At 35.9% G+C, this 22,843-nt stretch carries 18 protein-coding genes; 2 read left to right on the top strand and 16 right to left on the bottom strand.

What is annotated here, in order from left to right:
* Complete coding sequence (locus tag L1S34_RS09005; protein WP_236363744.1) at positions 1–717, bottom strand: CDP-alcohol phosphatidyltransferase family protein; 717 nt, start codon at positions 715–717, stop codon at positions 1–3.
* A 364-nt stretch (positions 718–1,081) separates the two neighbouring features.
* Between L1S34_RS09005 and L1S34_RS09000 the strand changes: the two genes are divergently transcribed.
* Both L1S34_RS09000 and L1S34_RS08995 read left to right on the top strand, forming a co-directional pair.
* Positions 1,082–2,068, top strand: a complete 987-nt coding sequence (locus L1S34_RS09000) for a PorV/PorQ family protein (protein WP_236363920.1) — start codon at positions 1,082–1,084, stop codon at positions 2,066–2,068.
* A 94-nt stretch (positions 2,069–2,162) separates the two neighbouring features.
* Complete coding sequence (locus L1S34_RS08995) at positions 2,163–3,302, top strand: lipoprotein N-acyltransferase Lnb domain-containing protein (RefSeq protein ID WP_236363743.1); 1,140 nt, start codon at positions 2,163–2,165, stop codon at positions 3,300–3,302.
* A 143-nt stretch (positions 3,303–3,445) separates the two neighbouring features.
* Here the strand turns inward: L1S34_RS08995 and L1S34_RS08990 are convergent, their stop codons facing one another.
* The 15 genes from L1S34_RS08990 to L1S34_RS08915 all read right to left on the bottom strand — a co-directional run bounded on the left by L1S34_RS08990 (position 3,446) and on the right by L1S34_RS08915 (position 21,973).
* Positions 3,446–4,837: an exopolysaccharide biosynthesis polyprenyl glycosylphosphotransferase gene (locus L1S34_RS08990; protein WP_236363742.1), complete on the bottom strand. Its 1,392-nt coding sequence runs from the start codon at positions 4,835–4,837 to the stop codon at positions 3,446–3,448.
* 166 nt (positions 4,838–5,003) lie between these two features.
* Positions 5,004–6,353 (bottom strand): O-antigen ligase family protein, encoded by a 1,350-nt coding sequence (locus L1S34_RS08985; RefSeq protein WP_236363741.1) that lies wholly within the window; start codon positions 6,351–6,353, stop codon positions 5,004–5,006.
* Positions 6,350–8,605 carry a glycosyltransferase gene (locus L1S34_RS14915; protein WP_370637599.1) on the bottom strand — a complete coding sequence of 752 codons (2,256 nt, stop codon included), beginning with the start codon at positions 8,603–8,605 and terminating at the stop codon, positions 6,350–6,352. Before L1S34_RS14915 ends, L1S34_RS08985 begins: the two co-directional genes overlap by 4 nt.
* Positions 8,602–9,255, bottom strand: coding sequence for an FkbM family methyltransferase (locus L1S34_RS08970; protein ID WP_236363740.1), 654 nt, complete (start codon positions 9,253–9,255; stop codon positions 8,602–8,604). The genes L1S34_RS14915 and L1S34_RS08970 overlap by 4 nt, the downstream gene beginning before the upstream one ends.
* A gap of 92 nt (positions 9,256–9,347) precedes the next feature.
* The gene (locus L1S34_RS08965; protein WP_236363739.1) at positions 9,348–10,346 is read right to left on the bottom strand and encodes a hypothetical protein; all 999 of its coding nucleotides are present in this window, start codon (positions 10,344–10,346) and stop codon (positions 9,348–9,350) included.
* A gap of 70 nt (positions 10,347–10,416) precedes the next feature.
* Positions 10,417–11,409 (bottom strand): glycosyltransferase family 2 protein, encoded by a 993-nt coding sequence (locus L1S34_RS08960; RefSeq protein WP_236363738.1) that lies wholly within the window; start codon positions 11,407–11,409, stop codon positions 10,417–10,419.
* The gene (locus L1S34_RS08955) at positions 11,409–12,428 is read right to left on the bottom strand and encodes a glycosyltransferase family 47 protein (RefSeq protein ID WP_236363737.1); all 1,020 of its coding nucleotides are present in this window, start codon (positions 12,426–12,428) and stop codon (positions 11,409–11,411) included. Before L1S34_RS08955 ends, L1S34_RS08960 begins: the two co-directional genes overlap by 1 nt.
* A 10-nt stretch (positions 12,429–12,438) precedes the next feature.
* On the bottom strand, positions 12,439–13,227 hold the full coding sequence (locus L1S34_RS08950; protein WP_236363736.1) for a glycosyltransferase family 2 protein: 789 nt from the start codon (positions 13,225–13,227) through the stop codon (positions 12,439–12,441).
* A gap of 4 nt (positions 13,228–13,231) precedes the next feature.
* Positions 13,232–14,761: a glycosyltransferase family 2 protein gene (locus L1S34_RS08945; protein WP_236363735.1), complete on the bottom strand. Its 1,530-nt coding sequence runs from the start codon at positions 14,759–14,761 to the stop codon at positions 13,232–13,234.
* A complete protein-coding gene (locus L1S34_RS08940; RefSeq protein WP_236363734.1) occupies positions 14,758–15,909 on the bottom strand; it encodes a glycosyltransferase family 4 protein in 1,152 nt (383 codons plus the stop codon). The genes L1S34_RS08945 and L1S34_RS08940 overlap by 4 nt, the downstream gene beginning before the upstream one ends.
* A 470-nt stretch (positions 15,910–16,379) precedes the next feature.
* On the bottom strand, positions 16,380–17,165 hold the full coding sequence (locus L1S34_RS08935) for an FkbM family methyltransferase (protein WP_236363733.1): 786 nt from the start codon (positions 17,163–17,165) through the stop codon (positions 16,380–16,382).
* Positions 17,166–17,172: 7 nt separating this feature from the next.
* Positions 17,173–18,051, bottom strand: coding sequence for a hypothetical protein (locus L1S34_RS08930; RefSeq protein WP_236363732.1), 879 nt, complete (start codon positions 18,049–18,051; stop codon positions 17,173–17,175).
* A 145-nt stretch (positions 18,052–18,196) separates the two neighbouring features.
* Complete coding sequence (locus tag L1S34_RS08925; protein ID WP_236363731.1) at positions 18,197–19,630, bottom strand: MBOAT family O-acyltransferase; 1,434 nt, start codon at positions 19,628–19,630, stop codon at positions 18,197–18,199.
* An 11-nt stretch (positions 19,631–19,641) separates the two neighbouring features.
* Positions 19,642–20,541, bottom strand: a complete 900-nt coding sequence (locus L1S34_RS08920) for a hypothetical protein (protein ID WP_236363730.1) — start codon at positions 20,539–20,541, stop codon at positions 19,642–19,644.
* Positions 20,542–20,551: 10 nt separating this feature from the next.
* Complete coding sequence (locus L1S34_RS08915; protein WP_236363729.1) at positions 20,552–21,973, bottom strand: CDP-glycerol glycerophosphotransferase family protein; 1,422 nt, start codon at positions 21,971–21,973, stop codon at positions 20,552–20,554.
* Between the last annotated feature and the right edge of the window lie 870 nt (positions 21,974–22,843).

Here is a 22,843-nt window from a genome sequence, read left to right as displayed (position 1 = left end):
TTACTTTTGTAACATTTTGTTATTTACCACAGAAAGTAAAACATAAAAAAGAATCACTAACGGAATTCCTAGGTATTGGAAAAATACTAATAACAATACAGAAATTAAAAGAAAGACGATTTGCAAACGGTTACCTGCCCAACTTAATTTTTTAATTTTTAGAGAAAACAACGGGATTTCAGCATTCAACATATAGGCGCTCAATAAAGTAATGAGCAATAAAAAGTAATTTGTTGTTAATAGTTCTATTGCAATTAGTGAGTCGGTGTATTTTAAAACCAAAGGCAAACTCAAGATAAATAATGCATTAGCAGGAGTTGGCAAACCAATAAACGAATCAGTCTGACGCGTATCAATATTGAAATTTGCTAAACGGTAACACGATCCTAAAGTAATTATAAAACCCAGGTACGGGAGTATTTGCAAATGAGGCGCAGGAGCAGTAGAAGCATGACTTACCAACATGTGGTACATCACCACGCCGGGCACTACGCCACTAGTTACCATATCAGCCAACGAATCTAATTGCAAGCCTAGTGGACTAGAAACCTGAAACATACGTGCGAAAAACCCATCAAAAAAATCCAGAAAAATACCCAAACACACAAAATAAAAAGCCATTTCAAAATCTTGCTGAAATGCAAAAACAAGAGCGATACATCCTGAAAAAAGATTAAGTAAGGTAATAGAATTAGGAAGATGTTTTACAAACGACATAGACTTGTGATTTAAAGTATAAGTGCGCAAATTTAGTACAATATGGCAATGAAAAATACGTTTTTAAGATAGTTTTTAGGAGTAGTGGTCGTTTTTAAATTTGTCTTTCTTAATTCCCATATTGAAAGTGTTGTTGTAACTGTTTTAGAAACGTTGTTCAGCAATAGTTTTAGATCCTATCAATGCAAAAGAATTCAGCAGGAAATGAAAGTCAGCTGAATAAAAAATTCTATTTTTGATAAAAATTAAACAAACCTCATTGTTTGTAAAAATGACATCCTTACACAAAAGCCTTCTCTTTGTATTCGCATTGCTTTCTATGAGCACCTTTGCACAAACAGTTAGAAAATATTCTAATGAGTTTATGAACATCGGTGTTGATGCAGCTGCTCTAGGACGTTCCAATACAGCTGTAGCCTCCACAAAAGATGTCAACTCAGGCTATTGGAACCCCGCAGGATTGGTTCAATTAGAGGATCATGAAGTGTCATTCATGCATGCCAACTATTTTGCAAATATTGCGCAGTACGATTATTTGGCCTATGCAAGCCCTATTGACGAGCGCAGTGCTTACGGAATTTCACTTATCCGCTTAGGAGTAGATGACATTTTAAATACCACTGAATTAATTGACAGCGAAGGCAATATTGATTACAACAGGATAAGTTTATTCTCAACTGCTGACTATGGTTTTACTTTCTCATACGCACGAAAATTACCTGTTCCTGGTTTTCAATACGGAGTAAATGCAAAAGTTATTCGCAGAGTTATTGGAAAGTTTGCCGATGCTTGGGGATTTGGTTTTGATGCAGGAATACAATTTGAGCGCAACAGTTGGTCTTTTGGGATAATGGTGCGCGACATTACAACAACTTATAACGTTTGGAATATTGACGAACAAGAGTATCAAAAAATTGCCAACGCCATCCCGGGACAAAATCAAGAATTACCAGAAAGTACGGAAATTACAGCTCCAAAAGCACAATTAGGATTGGCAAAAAAATTTATCATCCGATACGATTACAGCATTGAAGCAGCGGCTAACTTGAATATGCGTTTCACCAAAACCAATGACCTCATTGCTACTGATTTTGTTAGTATTGATCCAGCAGTGGGTTTTGAGTTTGGTTATACCGATCTGGTTTTTCTTCGTGCAGGAATGGGAAATTTCCAGAACGTACAACAATTAGACGGTACCGACAAAGTAGGATTTCAACCCAACATAGGTCTCGGATTCAAATACAAAGGTATTCAAATTGACTACGCACTGACGGATATTGGCGATCAAAGTACCGCCTTGTACTCAAATATTTTTTCAGTCAAAGTCAATTTAGGTCTTTTTAGAAGGTAACATATTAACAATTAGTTGCAGTGCTTTTGTTGTTTTCGGAAATAAAAAAGAAACAGTATCGCAGCTATTGAATAACAATATAAAAATGAATTTCATGCAGAAATTTTCAATTTACAAATCCATTATTTTCTTTTTAATCGCAATATGTAGCATTGCTATTGATGCCCAACCGCTATCGTTATCCCCCCAAAGCAAAATCACTGTGCTTACTTGTGGCACAGGTAACGAGTCGTACTCTTTGTTTGGCCATACAGCGGTTCGAGTTCAAGACGTAACTTCGAGCTTTGATGCAGTGTACAACTATGGAGCTTTCGATTTTAAAACGCCCAACTTCGTGATGAAATTTGCCAAAGGCGATTTACAGTATTTTGCCGTTGCCCATTCGTATACAGATTTCATCGGTCAATACCAATACGAACAAAGAGCGGTTTATGAGCAAGAATTAATGCTCCCACTTGATGCCAAACAACGACTTTTTGAACAACTACAAAACGATATCATCTCAGCAGAAAGTCATTATACTTACAAATTCATTGATAAAAACTGTACTACTATGGTAGTCGATGCCATCAATAAAGCTGTTGGCACTGACCTAATCACTAAAAAAGAGGCTACTGATAACAGTTATCGCGATGTATTACTACCTTATTTTGATGGTCATTTTTACGAAAAACTTGGCACAAGCATCATCTTCGGCTCCAAAGTAGACAAAGCAGCCAACCGCATTTTTTTACCTTTTGATTTGTTAGAAAGCCTGAAGAAAGTACAGTTTAATAAATCAGCTCTAGCCAAAGAAACAGTAACGGTATTGCCCTACAACCAGTCAACTCCTTTTTCGTGGTGGAATAATCCGTACAGCTATATTTTAATTTTATTTGCTATCGTAGGTTTCAACAAAAAAGGACTTTCTTTATTTTTCATGACGGTTTTAGGACTGATTGGAGTATTATTTGCAACAGCTTGGAGCTTTTCTTTACACGCAGAATTAGCCAATAATTATAACCTTTTGGTGTTTAATCCTCTATTGCTATTATTATTGTGGGCTTATGGGATGAAAAACAAAAAAATAATTTGCTACTTGGCTACAATTAATTTAATTGCTTTGGCTATTTATACCGCTTATTGTCTCAACAAACCGCATTTAATTTTAGTGCTACCAATTGTAATTACGAGTGCTGCACTATCAATTAGGATGTTAATTCAAAACAAAAAACCAATTCCTATTATTATTTAGTTTGTGAATGGTGAGTAGTAAATGGTGAGTAGTGAATTGTGAGTGGTAAATCGTGAGTGGTGAGTATTAAGTATTAAGGACTCAGAACTAAAGGACTAGGGACTACGAACAAAGCACCAATAAAAAAACAAAATCAAATAACCTTATTGCCCTCTATAAAAAAGAACAGTGGTAATGGTTTTAAAAGCGATGTTTAGATCCAAATAAATAGAACGGTGCTTGATGTAATACAAGTCGTATTGCAATTTTATCAAGCTATCTTGTAGTGTTTCTCCGTACGAATAATTGACTTGCGCCCAACCCGTCAACCCCGGTTTGATAATGTGTCGCGTTTCATAAAATGGCATACTTGCTGCTATTTCTTTCACAAAAACAGGACGCTCAGGTCTTGGACCAATTACTGCCATATCTCCTTTAAGAATATTGATAAACTGTGGAAACTCATCTACTCTAGTTTTTCGCATGAACTTACCGAAAGCAGTCACTCGGCAATCGTTAGCCTTTGTAAAAACAGCACCATTTTCCTCCGCATTTTTAACCATCGTTCTGAATTTAAGGATAGAAAAAACAGCCCCATCCTTACCCACACGTTCTTGTGTATAAAATAAAGAACCACGGTTAGCCAAAGCATTTCCTAACAAAATCAAAGGCAATAAAGCCAAACCCACTAATAAACCCGCAACGGCAACTGAAACGTCAAAGCCACGTAGGGTAACTAAATATAATTTATTTTGATTGGAGCGGCTGAAAGGAAAAAACCGATAAAAATCACGAGACATGTGTTGCAGTGGAATACGCTGCGTTTTACTTTCATAAACTTGTGTATATTCTCTAATAATTATTCCCGATTCTAATGCTTTAAGTAATTGCTGATACAAACTAGTAGTCATTCCCGTAGTTATTTGCGAAGCAATCACTAACTCTGAAACTCCATGTTTTTTCACAAACGAGAGCATTGCCTCTCCATCAAGTTCCTTTACATAGGGATAGACTTCTTGTTGCGATTCGAAATCCAAAGGAACAAATCCAATAATTTTGTAGTGGGGATCAATATTTTCTAAACCTTTAATTAATTCTTCTACTTGCACCCGATCACAGAGCAGTACTGCTTTTTGAAAAAATCTATTGGAAGCTAAAAAGCTTACATAAAGCATTCTCCAAGCAAATAAACTCAGAAATACAACTATAAAAAACAAGGCGATTTGAAGTCGATTGTTAGGTAAAGTAGGCGAAAAATAGGGGGTTAACAAATAGATCAGTACCGTGGTAGAGGCTGTAATTAAAGTACTTTTAAGCACCTGAAACTGATTGCTTGCCACTTGTAAATTGTACATTTCGAAGATTGTTCCGAATAAATTAAGATAAACGGCCAATAAAATCGCTCGGTGGTAGGTTCCAGCCTCAACAGCAAAATAATTAAAAGCTTTTACATAAGTCAATAAATACAAAGCACTTAAAACAAAAAACACATCAAAAAGCCGAAGTAACATCTTTCGCTCTGAAATTTCAAAATGCATTTTATCAACTGCAAACATGTGTGGTATTTTGATTGGGTTTGCAATTTAGTATATTTTGACTGAATTCAATTTGGTTCAAAGTTGTTTTTTTAACAAATCTTTAATAAAAGCAACGTAGTTAGTTTTCGTTCTATTTGCCTTTTAATGCTGCATACTTTGCCAACTAACACTATCAATCAAAGTTTCAATCATTTTCTAATCGCTTTTTTTGGGGTAATCCTAATTGCACATTCAACAAAGAAAGTGAATAGACAAATGCGGGAGCCGCAGTACGCATAGCGGCATGATTAATAGTCAAAAACCAAAAAGCAACAAAACACAACAAGTACATGTTGAATTTGTTCTCTAAATACAAAACTAAGGGAGTAAAAAACAGCAACACCAAGCCTACAACACCTAATGATCCATGTTCCGCTAACATACGGGTAATTTCGTCGTGAGAGACCACAAAAACACCAGTTTCTTGTAGTCTAACCTCAGCGCCTCTACCAACGCCAACTCCAAGAATTGGATTTTTTAAAAAGGTATTAATTTCACTTTGAGCTACTTCTTCTCTACCTGTAAATTGGCTTTTTTTAACACGGCCAGCAGCATCTTGATTGGCATAACGCTTATCTATAAGTCCTCCCGTTTGAAAAGACGTATAGCTCCAGGTAGCAAAACTAGCCAAAACAACAAAAATAAATATATAGTTAAGTTTAATTTTTCCTCTAGTATTTGACTTAAAGTATAAAAAAAGAAGTAGTAAAGCAATCATCAAAAAACCTGTAATCATCCCACCTCTCGAAAATGTAATCATGCCGCGATAAGCGATATTAAGAGTTAAAATTACATTTACAAACAATTGTATTTTTGATTTGGATTCTAAAATAATGCGTGATAAAAAAACAAACATGCCTAAACCTAAAATAGTTGCCACTTGATTGGGCCCGTATCCACCGGACGTTTCATAATTTGATTGTGTACTAGATATAACATCGCGAACATATGGAGTGTAAAGCGTGAGGTATACCATTGTCGTAACAATGGGTAATCCAATACAAAGCAAAATTCGATTAATATCTACCAATAAAATTTTCCTTCTAAAAGTATATAAAGATGCTATCCCCAAACAAACGGGACCCGACATATTAAAGGCAATTGCTTTTCGCATATCAGTATCAAAATTGAGCGTAAAAGTGGCTAGAACAACACCAGGAACCAGTAAAATTAAGAATATCCAATATGGTGCAGCTCCTTTTGAGAAACCGCTATAATACATCCCAATTAAAACAAATACCATCACGGCATATTTTGAGATTTCATACAACGGATTGCCATCGGTCATTCGTAAAAAAACCTCACTGCCCACAATATAAGCTGCAGCTAAAAGAGCTTCATTATTTCGGTTTTGATTTTTTACAACATAATAAATGCCGTATAAAAAGATACCGTACCCATAAATTTTTGTGGTAAACGGCAAAGCATATCCCATAAAACCAATTAGGATATGAAACAGTATAATCATCAAGTAGGATTGATCCTCTTTTCTCATTTTAATATATTTTTCAACCAATTCAAATAGTTGGACATTACCCTTATTTCAGAGTAATGATCTTGCACAGTATCATAAAGGGCTTGTCCTAAATTATCTCGTAGTGTACTATTTTCAATCAATTGTACTATCGCATCATAAAATAATTGCACCTCTTGGGCAGGCACTACTAAACCATTTAAACCATTTTGCACAACAGCCTGAACTTCGCCAACGTTTGTAACTACCACTGCTTTTTTATGTGCACCATACTCTAAAAGAGCTACCGGTAAACCCTCTGATTTAGAAGTTAGAATTGCAATATCTACCTGCTGGATAATTGCAGCCACATCGGTTTTACTGCCGTAAAGAAACACATTTTTTTCTAGTTTTAAGTCGGAATGCATCTTCTTAATTGTTGCAGCATACTCATCTTCAAAATCTTTTCCTACAACATGAAAAGTCCATTCTGGATGAGAATACCGCAATTTATTAGCCACTTCAAGTAAAAGGTACTGGTCTTTTTGAGGTCTTAAATTAGCCAAGCACAAGATGCGTTTTCCTGACAGACCCAGCAAGTTGGTTTTAAGTTCAGTATTTTTCTCCTGTGCAGTAAAATTGGGCAAATACAATACATAAGGCACTTTTAAAACCCTCTCGCACCAATTTTTGAGTTTCTGATTGACAGTGACAACACCACTAAAAAACGGCGCATTACATCTTAATACAGTTGCTGGTCTTTGTTTCAAAAATTCACTGTCGCCATAATGATCGTGCCATACTATTTGAAGGGCTGGCAAACAACATTTAAGCAAAACCGCTGTAAAAAATGAGGTGCTGTGCGCCTGCACCACCTGAATTCCGTTCTTTTTAACAAAGCCTTTCAAGCGCCAAACTGCCTTAAAATCGACACTCCTTTTTTTTCTTAAAAAGAAATACGGTACTGCTGCATCTAATTGATCTTGTAAAGGGCCTTCTTTTCGCGTTACCACCAAAGCAGAGTAGTCCGCTAGTTTTGATAAAGCATTCGCATAGCTTACGGCCATTCGCTCTGCTCCACCTGCTTCTAACGAATCGATTAATTGCATGATTCGAATTGGCACTTTTTCATCATCATTTAAAGCTTTACTAAAATGATTTATGCGCTGATCGTTTGGATTTGAAAGTAGTACCTGAATAGCTTTTGCAAAAGAATCAGTGGTATAATTTCTAGACCACGCCACAGCACTCGTTTGTAACTCATCAAATTGTTTTTCATTTTTAAGAAGGCTGGCAATCTTTCTACTATCGGCATCAATCTCTAGTTCTAATAATACCCCTCTTTGACCGTGATCTAACATCGTAGGCACGCAGGAAACCGCCGTACCCATTGGTACACAACCCCAAAACATCCCTTCAGCAAGCGCTTTGGGCCAACCTTCGGATTGTGATGGTAAAATTACAAAATGACTATTTTGATAAGCCTGTTTTACAGTTGCTTTGTTTTGATTACCGTATAAAACAACGCTACCTTTTAAATCATTTTTATCAATATAATGTTCCAAATTAGATCGCTCTGGACCTTCGCCATACATCGCTAATTGCAGCACAAACCCTTGGCGTACCAACTCTTCAACAAGCTGAATTGCATATATCGGATTTTTACCTTTGACTAAGGCTCCAACAAAAATAAAGGAAATACAATCTTCGGTTGACTTCGGTTCCACATCACCTACATCCGCAGCTGCATAGGAGGCGGTAAAAAAAGACTTTATATTGGTTGAACTAACGGGCCATTCTCCATAAACCAGTACTTGCATATTACGCGTAAGAAAGGTGTTCGATAAAATCCATTTTTGTAAACGATACGACCACGGATGTTTTGCGGTTGGATCCCAATTGCCCGCATATTTAGCAGTTTTGGGTTTTGAAGGAAAAGCTATTTGAACAATACTTCCCAACAAGCCCATATTTCCGGGGCAGCGTAAGTGAATGTGATCTGCTTGATTCATCGATTTTGCAATGCGCCAAAGCAACAACGGCAGCATTACAATTACTTTAAAAACTGATAGTATGGATAATAAATTGATTGCAGGAACGGCTGTAAACTTAACTTCTGGGTGTTCGTACTCTTTGTCTATGGCAGTAGGTTCCGCTTTTAAACAAGGTGCTACAACGGTAATTTGGGATACAAATTGACCCCAAATATTCATTTCATCAATGTAGGGTGCGTAAGAATAATAGTGCCCGTTTTTTTGTACATGCGGGACTTGTGTAATGATCAAAAATTTCATAAATCATTATTTATAAACAACAAATTTTCACCCCTGTTAAAATATGAAAAGTTGTATCTGCTAATGGCTGCAAAAAAACTTTTTGAACTGCCTTTTGTGATGCCATCATGCAATTCGATTATTATACATTTTGTCTTAGGTAACCAATTCTCATAATTACTTTCAAATAAGTTTTTTTCTGCTCCTTCGATATCAATTTTAAGTAAATCCAAACATTCCAATTCATTATAAACTAAAATATCATTAATAGTTAATGAATCGACTTGATCAACTACCTTTTCTGATTGAATATCCTTTTTCAATTGAGTTACAAATCCCCAATTACCAAAACCTTTATCGACAACATCGAAACTTAAATCCGACTGATTGGAAATCGCTTTCTTTACGCAAAAAATATTTTTGTATTTGTTAGTGTTTTTCAAAAGCATTTCAAAATTTGACTTTTCTGGCTCGACGGCAACAATTGTCGCATCTGGAAATTTATTTGTAAAAAAGACAGCGGAAAGCCCAATGTTTGCACCAGCATCGACTATAAACTTTGGAACAAAGCCCAAATTCATTCCATATTCTTTAAAAGTAAATATTTGATGAAAAGTTAAAATGTCTGATGAATTATTTCTCAAATGCATGGGGAATTTCAATTCATTCAATTTTATTTTTTCAAAACCCAATGCCACTAAAAAATTGATGAAAAAATATCGTATTCCTTGCTGTACTCGTACCAAAACTCTTTTCATAATCATTATATTTTTAGATTTGATACAATTCTGTCAATGTAATTTTTAGGGTGTATATAGCGATCGCTCCAATCTTTATTGGCAAGACCCATTTCGAAATACGATTTATTTTTTAATAAATTATTTATTTTGTCTGGTAATTCTTGAAAAGAAGATCGTGAAGTCAAAACTTCATAATTTGTATGCGGACTGAAATTATCAATTACCACATTGAGAGGTGTTGTTATAACCGCTTTTCCGTAAAACAAATATTCTCCAATTTTCCAGCCAGGAGTGTCCTTCAAACCATCGTCAGCAATACCTATGTCGTAATTTTTTAAACGGTTTAAATAGTTATTTTTCTTTGCTTCATTAGGATGTAGCAACAAATCAGGAGCCATTTTTTGTGATAAGCTATCAGCAAAAAGACCAACGGCGGCATCTTTGAAATTTTCTTTTATGATTCTGCATGCATTGATTCTGAATTCATTTTGCAAACGCCTTCTTTCCTTTTCTTCAGGATCGGGGTGATTATCTGGATTCCATAGACGGGTATGAAACAAAACTTTCCCCCCATTATCAATTGCTGTTTCAGGATATCGACGAACATCTAAAATAGAATGCGATGACTTTGAAACTAACCCAAAAATATCTAAAGCTTTTAATACTTCTATTCTGCTCCACTTATCAAATAAAATATCGCCGTTCATATTCCATAAAAGAGAAACACTTTTATATGCCAATGGCACATTAAAATTTAATGATAAAACATTTCCGGAATGATCCACTTCTCGAAGTGACCGCTTGTAATACTGATGAAATCGTTCTGGCTTTTCCATAAACAAATAGTCATCTGAATAATCAAAAAATATTTTTTTATTGTCAATTACTAGTACAGCTCCATTTGAAACTATGCTTGTATCTTTGCGGATGTCAACTCTTATTTTCTCTCGTTTACAGAAATAGAAATAAGAATAAATCAAATGATTCAAATGATGAGTCCATGTTGCTACTAATAAATACATTCCTTTTTTTAGTTTACGAATTACAATAATTTTCGTTTATTTTTGATACCAATACCAAATTTTCTATCCTCTATCTAGGTTTATTTAGTATCAAACTCCACCATCCCACTGTTCTTCCTATTGCTTCGGTTAAAGCTTCTTTCCTTTTCGAAGTGGTAACTACGTTAGAATACCTAATTACAGTAAGCAACAAAGTTATAGCATTCCATTTGTATCGGTGTAGAAAAGTAGGATTTGGATTTTTTACACGCCATACGTACCAGCCGTTCCGCACCACCATTTTCCCATAATGGTACTGATTGGGCCTGCCTGCTGCATCGTGATAATGAAACAACTGTGCAGCAGTGTTCAGATACAGATTTCCTAATTTTGAAACGCGCAAACTAAAATCGGCATCTTCATACAAACCATAGCCTTCAAAATAAGTTGAAAATTGCAACTGCTCAAAAACTTCTTTTTTAAAGGAGGCCACTCCACCCATGAGCATTTCAACAGGATACGTTTTTCCGCTCAAAGGCAAAAAACCCACACTTCGTCCATGCGAATATAATGAAGAATAACCCGGAGGACAATCGCTATCCAATCCTAATTTTTTTCGGAGCAAGAACCTACTACCATCCATTTGTTTGTACCCATCAAAATAAAATTCAGACTGTTTGGGTTGATAATCATAACCCACAAATTCAAATTTATTTTCGTTACAAATGGCTCCACCAACACCCAAAGCATCGGGAAATTCATCATATGTCTTAAGTAATTGTGCAAAATAGTCCTTTTTTAAAACAATATCATCGTCTAAAAAGCAGACTACTTCCATCTCTTTACTTACGCGAGCAATACCATAGTTGCGCTGTTTGGTTAAGCCACGATCTTGCGCCGATACCATAAAGTAACGCAATTGTTTTAGCTCATTTTGCTGCAATGCTTGCTGTGTTTGGTCGTTGAGTGAGCCGTCCACAATAACAATTTCAGTAGGCGCTACGGTTTGTTCTGCTACTGATTGAAGCAATTGCATAAGAGCTTTAGGCCGCATGTATGTGCAAATGATAAGTGCGAATTTCATTACTTCATGTCTTTAAAAAGAGTTGCTATTTGGGTAAAATAGGATTCACGCGATAGATAATTCAACCACAGCGTTCTATTATTTCGTTGCATTATTGCGAATTCCTGCGGAGTGATTTTTTGATGAAAATCGACCAGCGCTTCACTAGGATTTTGATCATCGATTAGCACACAATGCTTTTCCCAATTGATGTACTCGGCAAGTGGCAATCTGCAATCTGTGTTGACTAAAACTGGAATTCGGCCCATAGCAAGTGTTTCGTAGAATCGAACTGAATAATTTCCGGCTCCACGCAAACAAAACGTATAAGGATTATTATCAATGTTTAGAAAGAAATCGCGAGTAGTTCGTTCTTTTTCTTCTTCTGTTTTTACTCCCGCCCGGTACTGCTCACGGTACACAAAATCAGTTGAGAGTTTTTTATTTCGTGCTAACTCCACCAAATAATCAAATCGTTTGATACTTGAGGGATAAAAACCCTGGTAATCTGTATATAATTTTTTAGTGTATCGTTTGTAATTGTGTAGCATATAAACACCCCATTCTTTGATCCATTTGGCACTCGAACGACTAGCATGACCTACAAAACCAATTCGCGCTTTTTCTTCTTTCGGAATCGGCGCTCCTCCCGATGCAGCATACTGGATAGGATCTGCAATAAAAGATGGCATAATAAAAGTTCGTTCTGATAATTTTGAATCAAAACCACTCAATCGAAAGGTATATACAGACTGCGTTATGGTTAGTCCATAATCACCGGCTGAGTAAACCCACACTTTTTTGTTAAGTGCTAATGCTTCACCTATAAAATTCCGCAACCAAGCTATTTGTTTGTTCATATAAAACTCAGCAATGTCTATGGGCACGATAACTACTTCAGCCTCCTCCATGCTAGCAACAAGCTCATAAATCTGCAACAATTCTCGGTTTTGGGTATACCAGATATCAAACAGCAACGGAAAGACGCAACGGCGGTTCTCGGCGGTTAAAAATGTGCTATCCGTATATATTTTGAGCATGTAGTTGATCTTAATTTCTAAAATTTTTATACGTTTTTAAACCTCGATTTTTTTTATCATACAATAGTAATTCTGCATAAAGACGAAATGCTCTCGCCCATTGCATCGCTTTTTTATTGAAAGAAAAAGAATTTGTAACGGCTCCGCTTTCATTAGCCAAAACTGATTGACTTCCCTCAATCGTGGTAGCAAAAGCCTGTTTTGTAATTCCAATTTTGGCTGCCGATTTTAGCATTCGAATAGCATATTCGGTTTCACCATATCGACCAGAAGTTTCTTCCTGATAAAAGCCAAAAGTAGGATGAAAATCTTTAGTTGTAATAAAAGGATGGTCACTGTATTGGTAATAATTTTGTAAAAAATTACGAAATGCAAACTTTGGAATCCTATTGATATTTGTACTAAGACTAGAAGTCGAATTAAAATTCATATTGGATACAAAACGAATCAAATCTAGTTTTTTTGAAGACAGAAGCTCCAAGCATTCTGGTAAAATAGTTGGTAGTTGGTTTGACAACATAAAATCTTCTTGGCAATAGATGATATACTGTCCGCGGCAAGCATGCAAACCGCGGTTAATATTTGCCGCTAAACCGCCATTTTTATTAGCCAACAACAATTGGTCGATAGGGTACTGTTGAATAATTTCTAAATGTTGCAACTCACTAGCATCGTCACACACCACGATTTCGTAGTTAGAAAGATCTAAAGCACGAATAGCGTTTATACACAGCAACAAATCTTGCGACCTATTGTAGTGGGTGATTAAAAAACTGATCATCGGCGATGTCGTATTCATAATTTTATATTTTTTTTGACCAAGATAGGCTACTTTGCCATTTGCGTTCGTATTGTTGTATAAATGAAACCCAACTGTGCCATGGCTCTTTTTTGAGTAATTTAAAAAACGAAACTAATTTATAACACAATAATTGCTCTCGAGTATAATGTTTTCTAAAAACATACATGACCGTTGGCGATGGTTTGGGAAGGATAATATCGTCATCCCATTTTTGTTTTATCTTGATTCGAAATCCACCCATTGGCGCTTTTAAATGGGTGATGTGCAAGCTTGGGAAATAGATAATATCAACACCTGATTGACGCAATTGCATTCCAAAATCGGTATCCTCGCCGTAACCAAATTCTAGAGCAGCATCAAAACGAATGTGTTGCAAAGCGCTGGCTTTAACAAAGCTATTTCCAGAGCCAAAGATACCCGATTGATGAATCATTCCAAACTTTTGGGCTTCATTAGGTTGCAAATATGCAGTCGTACAAGCCTCCGTACCATACTGTTCTAATTTTTCAACAACAGCTTCAATAAGGTTTGGCCCAAAACGATTATCATCATCATTTAAAAATACCCATTCACTGCGCACCTCATTTAATGCAATATTTCGCGCGTTACAAGCTCCTGCTTGATGGGTAAAAATATGTTTGATTTCAAAAGGCCAATTCGAAGCTTGTAAAAAATCCAATTCGGATACACTCTCCGGTTGTGGATTTTGCTCTACGATGATAACTTTTTTTGGCAAATGCGATTGTTGTGCTAAATCTTTTAAAACGTCATGCAAATAGTTTTTTCTGCCAATGGTTGGTATAATAACATCAATATTTTTGTCTGCTACGACTTTTTTTACCGACTGTACTAACACGTCATCAAAACTGAGCTGCACCTTTTTTCGAGAACGGTAAGCCAAGGCACTAAGTAGTGGAAAAATTGCCAATTGCTTTTCAAAAACAATTAAATTCAAAAACAACAGTAGCAACCACCTTTTTTTATAATGCTGCCTTACAAAACGGAATAAGACAAAATTATTTACTACTTGTTCAGTGTTCTTCTGTATGTTATTTTTTAATAATCGCGGTTGTGAATAACACAAAAGCCCGTTCAACATCCCTATTTTAGCAATAGAATTCAGAAAATAGTCTAAATGATCATCGGCGGGAATTTTATGAGCTAATAAAAGCAAAACATTGGCGTGAATTGCTCCTACGGTGCTACTCATCAGCCATGTGGGATACAAAACGTTTTTTTTTACATTTAAAAAAGGAGATTCTTCTACATAACCCATTTTACGACCCAAATAACTTTCTTGCGCCGTGCCATAGGAGATCATCATTTTTTGATGATGAAGCAATAGTGAAATTTCGTTTTCGTTGAAAACCTCAGCGCATTCTTGCGCACACCAAACGATGATTTCCTCCTGATTTTTACGTGCCAACTGCACCATAACAGCGGCAACAGCTTGACCTACAAAATCAATGATATCCAACTGATTTTGCTTAACAGTAGTAACCTTATTTTTATGATGGTAAACGATGATCACGACTTAGCAAGTATTGATTGGTAAAAAACTAGATTTTGTTGGGCTATTTTTTTGATGTCAAAAATAGTCTCTACACGTTTTCGCCCTTGCTCTCCCATCGTTGCAGCCAGCGCATCATTTTCGAGAATCGTAATTATTTTTTCAGAAAAGGCGTTGTGGTCTGACGGATGTACCAAAAAGCCACTAATTCCCTCTTCAATTAATTCTTGTGCCCATCCAATTGATGTATTTACCACGGATTTTCTCAACGCCATTGACTCGATAGTCACCATACCAAGCGTTTCCCCGTAACTAGGAAAAACACAAACATGTGCCTCTTTAATTTGTTGCTGCACTTGATGGTATGGAATTTTACCTAAATAGTGAACATTTTGGCAGCCCTTACTTTCAAATTCCTTTTGCAATAGCTCCCAAGTCGATTTGTTATTCGTTTGTACATCGGGCGCATCGGCTCCTATGAGCAAAACTCGTGCTTCTGGTTGCTGCTGCTGTACTTGTTGTACGATTGAAGGAAGTTCAAAAACGCCTTTTTTCCTGATAATGGTTCCAATATATAAAATGGTTCCTCGACTGAATTGTGTTGGGTTTTCATTTTCGAAATTTTCAAGCGCCAAGCCATAATGAATGGTTTGAATGGGTTTCCCTTTGATATGAAACAATTCTTTTGAAACCTTACCCGCATAAGTAGTAGGCGCTATATAGGCTACAGCTTTGTTGACTGCCAGTTTTTCGAACCAATAATTTTTCCGTTTTTGTTTTCGTTGTTCTAAATGACAAAAATAGGTGTCACTTCCGTGAAAACGAATCACAAGAGGTGCTTTCAACTTCATAAATGCCGTTATTCCAGTCCAATCAGGAACTTCAATAGCATCAATTTTTTCGGCTAAAATTAAATGATTTAAATAGGATTGCAGGTACTTTCGATGCCAGTACCATCCCATCATTTTATATTTCTGATGTTTAATCAGATGTATGGATACCCCGTTTTCCTCAAGGATTATATTCTCATTTTGACCATAAACCACCACTGTTACTTTTACTCCCATTTTTGATAGCGCTACCACTAAATTCTTGATACTAGTACCAATTCCTGCGGCATGAGTCACGCGCTCGTGTGGGTATTCTGAAGTTAAAAAAGCAAGGTGCATAACTGTATGTTTGGGTGTGGTATTTTAAACTATTTTATTTTTTATTTCTGAATTGTTTTACAAAGCACGGCTTCTCGATACATTTTTATTCCGCTGCGCTCCACAAAAACACTCGAAGTGACGAAACTAATGTCGTCAGTTCGAGTGTTTTTTAAAATAATGCATTAGCTTTATTTTTAAAAATGTATCGAGAACTTGTTTCCCTGCGCTCCGCAAGAACACTCGAAGTGACGAAACCAATGTCGTCAGTTCGAGTCTTTTTTAAAATAATGCATCAGCTTTATTTTTAAAAATGTATCGACTTCTCAATACGCTGCGCTACTCGAAGTGACAGCGCATTTTTCATTTTAACCACGTTTCTCTATGAAAAAACACTCAATTTCACGAAACACAAGTTACATTAGTTTGAACGTTTTACACAAAAATAAAATCGTTTTTTTGTTCGCAACATATTGCAAAACCAACTATTTCTATTCAACTGTAGGTGTAAATTTAACATAAACATCTCCAAATAACGAATGTACAAATCTTTCTGCTTTCACTTCGTGTAACATTTGATCATATGAAACCCAATTGGGCAAGGCAAAATCTGTGTTTTCAGTGATGCAGTAATTGTATTGCGCTTGTTGTTTTGTCAAATCATTTAGATAGGACAAACAAGCCAACAATTCTTCAGAACGCTCTGGCACTGTATATTCTATTGATAACATTTTAACGGTTTGATTTAGACCTTGTAACACTTCAAGCTCAAAGCCTTCAACGTCTATCTTTATAAAATCTGGGCTACCATAAGTAGCAATTAAATAATCTAAAGTTACCATCTCAATAGTTCTGGTTTTGTCCCATTTAATAGCGCTGAACCTACCACTATTTTTTGTAGAATCAATCCAATCTTTTGAAAAAGAAGACAAAATATTAGCATTAGTGGCAATGTACATCAATTTACTATCCATTGTCTTGCCTACTCCATTTTGCAAAACCGTAATTTTTTTACCAAATCGTTTCTGTAAAAAACGAACACATTCTATCTGTGGTTCGATGGCGATAATTTCTATTGGCTCGTTGACCAAAGGTTCAATTCTATTACCGTAATTGGCTCCGATGTCAAAAAACAAACTACCTTCTTTTAAAAACTGCATATAAAACCTCCTGCGATCCGCAATCTGCTTTTTATCACTTGCTGTTTGAAATTTAGATTTTATGAACTTTATGGTGTTCATACCCAATAAAGACTTGAGCGTGTTTTTTAATCCCATGTTATTATTATTTTGTAAAAAAATCTTGAATAATTACTTGTGTAAACTTTCGCGCTCCCGCATCATTCAAATGGCCACAAGAAGAGAAGTAACGATCTTCGATAACGGCATTTTCATAATTATAAATCTCAGGATACAACTTTTTAACTTTATCAAAATAATTTAGGCCTTTTGTATTTTCGCACATCGGCGTCATCAAAACAATTAAATTGATATTATTCACTTTACAAAGATGCTTAATTTCTTCGTAGTATTTGTTGCGTAAGGGTTTCAGATTTGTAATGTTGTTTTTCATATTGGCATTTGGCTTTTTGCCTAATGGATAATAACCTAGATTGTTTAAAGCATTGGTTGGCTTTTGCAATGCCGTTTGATACATTTCTCTAAACCCTATTTGAGAATCTGCGATAATATACCTATAAAAAGGCAGATAATAATTAGCATTAAAACCTTGCTGCTCTTCGAAATGATTTGCAATAACTGTAGATTCGTGTAAGTATGGCATAAAACGAGCCGCTACTGTTTCGGACTCTTTTTCGTTGGACAAATTTAAGTCGGCTTCTAGTATGATATTCTTGATTTTATAGTTTTGCTCCATCATCAGTTTCAGCATCAAAGAAGCTTCGAACAGATGACCGCCACTCATACCGTAATTAAATGCTTTCAATCCCTTAGCCTCAAACATTGGAGTCACAAAATGATTGTTAGCACGCGACGATCCCAATACAACCACATCATACTGCTTGTCTTTTGAATTGACTACATGTCCAATTTTCCCTCGGTTGGTAGATTGCAGATACACTTTTGTATAAGCGACATCTAAGATAACTAGTAACAAAAATGTCACTAGAACTATTTTTATGATAAAAATTAAAAAATGTTTCATTTACAATTTTGCTATTAATTGTGTTTTAAAAATTATAGGATCAACCCCAATTTTGGTTTGTCTTTTCATAAATCTTTACAGGATTTTATCAAACTCTACTGAAGGAATCTGTTTGAGATTTGGAAAACAAAGAGTAAAGCAACTCTTAAAACTGAAAATAAATAAACTCTTTATAATCTGAATAGGTCCCTAAAGCGATAATGGCAAGCAAGCAAGCCGCTAATTTGAGCCAAGAATATCTCCCAGAAATAGGCTCTACTTTGGTACGACTGTACCATTCTACGAGTACAAAAACACCTAGCAAAAGCAAAATTTCGTAGTTGTATCGCTCGTTTTCTAAATATTGCGAAGCGAAAGTACCTTCCGTAAAAAGGCGAACGATGTAGCTTACTGCTGCCTCAATACTTGGTGCTCTGAAAAAAATCCAAGCCAAGCAACTTAAGGCAAATGTGAGAAGCATTTGAAAAAACACGCTAACCGATTGCCATTCCCACGGTAGAGCGACAGTACCCATATTCGATCTGTTGCGGTTCAAAAGTAATAAGGGTAAAAAATAAACCGCATTTATCGCACCCCAAGCAATAAATGTCCAATTGGCACCATGCCAAAATCCACTAATTAGAAAAATAATAAATGTATTTCGAACTTTCATTCCCATACCGCCACTGCTTCCACCAAGCGGAATATAGACATAATCTCGAAACCATGAGGACAACGACATATGCCACCTGCGCCAAAATTCGGCTATGTCTCTTGAAAAATAGGGATAGTTGAAATTTTGAAGCAAGTCGATTCCAAATAACTTTGACATACCCAAAGCCATATCTGAGTATCCTGAAAAATCACCATAAATTTGAAAGGCAAAATAAACAGCACCTAAAATTAGTGACGATGAATTCATGTTCTCATGATGATCAAAAATAGCATTAGCATAAGTAGCGCAGGTATCTGCAACGACGACTTTTTTTACCAATCCCCAAACGAATTGATAAACTCCTTGTTTAGCTCTTTCAAAATCAAAATTTCGCTTCACCTTTACTTGAGGTAGTAAATGTGTGGCGCGCTCAATAGGTCCGGCTACTAGCAGAGGAAAGTAGCTTACAAACAGGGAATAATCTACAAAATTACGTTCTGCTTTAATGCGTTTTAAATAAATATCAATCACATACGATAGCCCATGAAAAGTATAAAAGGAAATTCCAACCGGAAGCACCACCTCTAACAACAACGGACTGCTTTGTATGCCCCAACCATTTAACAAACTGGCAAAAGAACTGGCAAAAAAATTATAATATTTGAAAACTCCGAGAAAACCCAAATTAACTCCCACACTCAACCAAAACCAAAACTTTTTGGCCGACTCTTTTTTGGCTTTTTCAATTTGAATACCGGTGTAATAATCTAAAAAAGTAGAGAAGACCAATAGAAATAAAAATCGCCAATCCCAACAAGAATAAAAATAATAGCTTGCTATAATTAGTAAAGTGTTTTGAGTGGTTTTATTTTTATTGAAAACAAACCAATACAAAACAAAAACTATAGGAAGAAAAAGCGCAAAGGATAAGGAATTAAAAAACATACAACAGGGAATTATTTTTGATTTTTTAGAACTGTTTGAGTAAAAATTTCGGTAAACCGTGCTGCACCTGTAGCATTTAAATGAAAACAGTTTACAAAATGAGACTCCTCTTTGATGGATTTTGAAAAATCATATAGTTCTGGAATTTTCATTTTTAATTTTTTAATGTAATCTAAATTTTTAGTGTGCTCACAAAAAGGAGCGCAAAAGAACACAATTTTCATTTGATGTACGGTCGCAAAGTGCTTTATTTTTTCGAGATATATGTTACCACTTCTAATTTCATCGGGCAAAGCTTCATGATTGTCATGAATGCCATTTCCAGCCAAGGGCTGCAGAGGACTAAATCCTTGGTTGGTGAGTACCTGAGTTTTTTTAGCAATGGCATTGGCAAATAGTTCCCGAAAACCTATTTTTTGATCTAAATCGAGATACCGATAAAAAGGAAAGTAATAGAAAGCCAGAGGTTTATTTAGATAATCTAAATAATACTCCTTTGCAGCTGTAGTTTCACGTGTAAATGGTGCCATTTCATATGGCAAATTGATTGAATTCCCTTCTATATCAAAGATATAATCAATTTGTATAAAAACAGTATCTGCTTTGATGCGGTATTCTTGCACCAATTGTAACATAGTGTACAAATCTCCCAATTTTGCAGCCTCATAACCCGCATTTGCAACCGACTTTTGAGTCAATTGTTCTATTACTTTGGGATCAATTCCATTTTCAACTCTAGAAGATCCTAAAAAAATATAATTGACTTTGGTATTGGATAAACTTCGCAAATATTGAAATTTAGTACGAGGTACCGCCTGTTTATAAATAGTGGTAAAACCATAGTCTAATGCAACTGCTAGTGACAAACCCAAGAACAGGAAAATTCCAATAAAAACACCAAATTTCCTCATGCTATAGGATTTATACTTCTGCTAATTTGCCTTCTTGTTCTTGTAATATTCCAGAAATACCTTCCCATATTTTTTGAGAAGCTTGTGTTGGCGTTGGTCCAGCTACAATTGCATACCATTTTTCACATTCGCTTACATTGGTGAGCTTACCTGTTACTATTTTTTCGATTAGGCTTTCTAAATCCGCTTTATTGGTGCAGAAAATGGCGGCTTCTTGACTTGGCATACTGCGGAAATGGACGTATTTATAATTTTGTCCTATATCGCGAATTCCTTTTTTAAGTTGTGGTTGTTCGTAGTTAAAATAAATACATGGCTTTTGATGGGCAACAAAATCAAAAACAGTGGACGAACACACATTAGTCACTAGTTCGGTGTGTGCACAAATGTTGTGCAATAGCGCAAGGTCTTCCTTAGTGGGTAAAATTTCGTTCCAACTGGTTCCCATGGGTTTCCACAACGGGTCAATTGCCACAATCAAATCATTATTTTCTGCCAATACTGCATCGTAGCGCGTAGTTGTGTCTACAGGACATTTGCGATAAATTATACCTAAATTATGACCTTTAGCATTTAAGCTTCGAACGGCATTAGCCAAATCTTCCAAGTAATATTGGTCTAGTGGCGAAGTAGTTTCATCGTCACCAGAGTAACAAATGTATTTTTTGGAAAGATCTAAATTATAAGATGTAAAAAAATCTTCCTTGGTTTGCAATAATTCCGCATCATAATGCGGTTCAAATTGTGGAGTACCTGTTACGATAACTTGTCCCTCATTAATAAAAGGATAGTATGTTAAAACCTCATTTTTCATTAACTCACTCCAAACAAAATAATAGTCGGTTTCTACAACTTGCATGGCTTTGGGTACATTGTCCCACGAATACACAAAAGAAACCGTCGGGATTCCTAAATCTTGAGCAGCCAATAAGGCACTAATAGATTGTGTTGCACGTTGTGTGGTACAAAAAACCAAATCAGGTTGGTGCGCTTGCAATTGCGCTTTGCAATACTGGTATTTTTCAGTAGCACGCTCTAAACTATTGATTCGTTTGCGAATACGAACAATTCCTTTTTCTGAAGAATTTAATCCAATCATCACTTTGGTGAAAAGCGTGATCAAGGTATTTTTGATTCCGTTGTAGCTATAAGGAAATTTATAGGTGGGATACACGTCATCGTTGAATTTCTTGCGAGATACATTCAACTCAATGTGTTTTCGTATTCGGGTATAAATGGGAGTTAGCCTGCTGATGCGATGGTTTTCGATTTTTACTTCCTTGAAGCCTAATTCTTTTTCTAAAGAAAAAACAGTGTTGTTCCAATATACAATATCAAAACCTTTTTGCTCTCCCAAAGTTTTGAATTGGGTGAAAGCAAAATTTCGTAATCCTACGCCATCAGGGAAAAACACAAATATTTTTTTACTCATGCATGCTTGGTTTATATACGTACACGACCAAGTGTACTACTTTTTTGAATGCTACAAACCTACTGCTTTTTCTGCTGATGCCATTTAGTTTGGGTACAAAAAATGTAAAGCCAATCGAAGAACATGGCTTCTCGATACGCTGCGCTACTCGAAGTGACGGTGAATTAAATCTTAAATCATATTCGTTAGTTCGACTTCTCGATACATTTTTGCTTCGTTTTACTTCGCAAAAACACTCGAAGTGACGAACGATACATTTTTGCTCCGTTGCACTACGCAAAAACACTCGAAGTGACGTTACAATACATCGTCAGTTCGAGTGTTTTTTTAAAATAATGCGTTAGCTTTATTTTAAAAAATGTATCGAGAACTCGATACGCTGAGCTACTCGAAGTGACGGGAACTTCTTCCACGACCATAATCGTCAGTTCGAGTGTTTTAAACAAAAATGCGATAGCTTTTTTATTTAAAATGTATCGAGAACAGTACTGCAGGCAAGACGGCTTCTCGATACACTTTTGATTCGCTGCGCTACTCAAAAGCACTCGAAGTGACGGTAAAGAGATACTTTTGTTTCGTTGCGCTACTCGAAGTGACGCCCTTACCGACTCGATGATAATCGTCAGTTCGAGTGTTTTAAACAAAAATGCGATAGCTTTTTTATTTAAAATGTATCGAGAACAGTACTGCAGGCAAGACGGCTTCTCGATACACTTTTGCTTCGCTGCGCTACTCAAAAGCACTCGAAGTGACGGTTGATAAATACACTTTTGTTTTGGCGCGCTGTGTAAAACAACTTGAAGTGCTCGAAAATAAATCTTCGATGATAATCGTCAGTTCGAGTGCTTTTTAAAATAATGCGATAGCTTT

Source organism: Flavobacterium sp. K77, assembly GCF_021608205.1.
Classification (GTDB): Bacteria; Bacteroidota; Bacteroidia; order Flavobacteriales; family Flavobacteriaceae; genus Flavobacterium; species Flavobacterium turcicum.
Note: the sequence above shows the minus strand (reverse complement) of the source record. Positions and strands in the feature narration are given on the sequence as shown.

What these genes read in the sequence shown, in the direction of transcription:
- L1S34_RS09005 (WP_236363744.1), bottom strand. Translation starts at nt 717, where the DNA reads ATGTCGTTTGTAAAACATCTTCCTAATTCTATTACCTTACTTAATCTT.
- L1S34_RS09000 (WP_236363920.1), top strand. Translation starts at nt 1,082, where the DNA reads ATGAACATCGGTGTTGATGCAGCTGCTCTAGGACGTTCCAATACAGCT.
- L1S34_RS08995 (WP_236363743.1), top strand. Translation starts at nt 2,163, where the DNA reads ATGCAGAAATTTTCAATTTACAAATCCATTATTTTCTTTTTAATCGCA.
- L1S34_RS08990 (WP_236363742.1), bottom strand. Translation starts at nt 4,837, where the DNA reads ATGTTTGCAGTTGATAAAATGCATTTTGAAATTTCAGAGCGAAAGATG.
- L1S34_RS08985 (WP_236363741.1), bottom strand. Translation starts at nt 6,353, where the DNA reads ATGAGAAAAGAGGATCAATCCTACTTGATGATTATACTGTTTCATATC.
- L1S34_RS14915 (WP_370637599.1), bottom strand. Translation starts at nt 8,605, where the DNA reads ATGAAATTTTTGATCATTACACAAGTCCCGCATGTACAAAAAAACGGG.
- L1S34_RS08965 (WP_236363739.1), bottom strand. Translation starts at nt 10,346, where the DNA reads ATGTATTTATTAGTAGCAACATGGACTCATCATTTGAATCATTTGATT.
- L1S34_RS08960 (WP_236363738.1), bottom strand. Translation starts at nt 11,409, where the DNA reads ATGAAATTCGCACTTATCATTTGCACATACATGCGGCCTAAAGCTCTT.
- L1S34_RS08955 (WP_236363737.1), bottom strand. Translation starts at nt 12,428, where the DNA reads ATGCTCAAAATATATACGGATAGCACATTTTTAACCGCCGAGAACCGC.
- L1S34_RS08950 (WP_236363736.1), bottom strand. Translation starts at nt 13,227, where the DNA reads ATGAATACGACATCGCCGATGATCAGTTTTTTAATCACCCACTACAAT.
- L1S34_RS08940 (WP_236363734.1), bottom strand. Translation starts at nt 15,909, where the DNA reads ATGCACCTTGCTTTTTTAACTTCAGAATACCCACACGAGCGCGTGACT.
- L1S34_RS08935 (WP_236363733.1), bottom strand. Translation starts at nt 17,165, where the DNA reads ATGGGATTAAAAAACACGCTCAAGTCTTTATTGGGTATGAACACCATA.
- L1S34_RS08930 (WP_236363732.1), bottom strand. Translation starts at nt 18,051, where the DNA reads ATGAAACATTTTTTAATTTTTATCATAAAAATAGTTCTAGTGACATTT.
- L1S34_RS08925 (WP_236363731.1), bottom strand. Translation starts at nt 19,630, where the DNA reads ATGTTTTTTAATTCCTTATCCTTTGCGCTTTTTCTTCCTATAGTTTTT.
- L1S34_RS08920 (WP_236363730.1), bottom strand. Translation starts at nt 20,541, where the DNA reads ATGAGGAAATTTGGTGTTTTTATTGGAATTTTCCTGTTCTTGGGTTTG.
- L1S34_RS08915 (WP_236363729.1), bottom strand. Translation starts at nt 21,973, where the DNA reads ATGAGTAAAAAAATATTTGTGTTTTTCCCTGATGGCGTAGGATTACGA.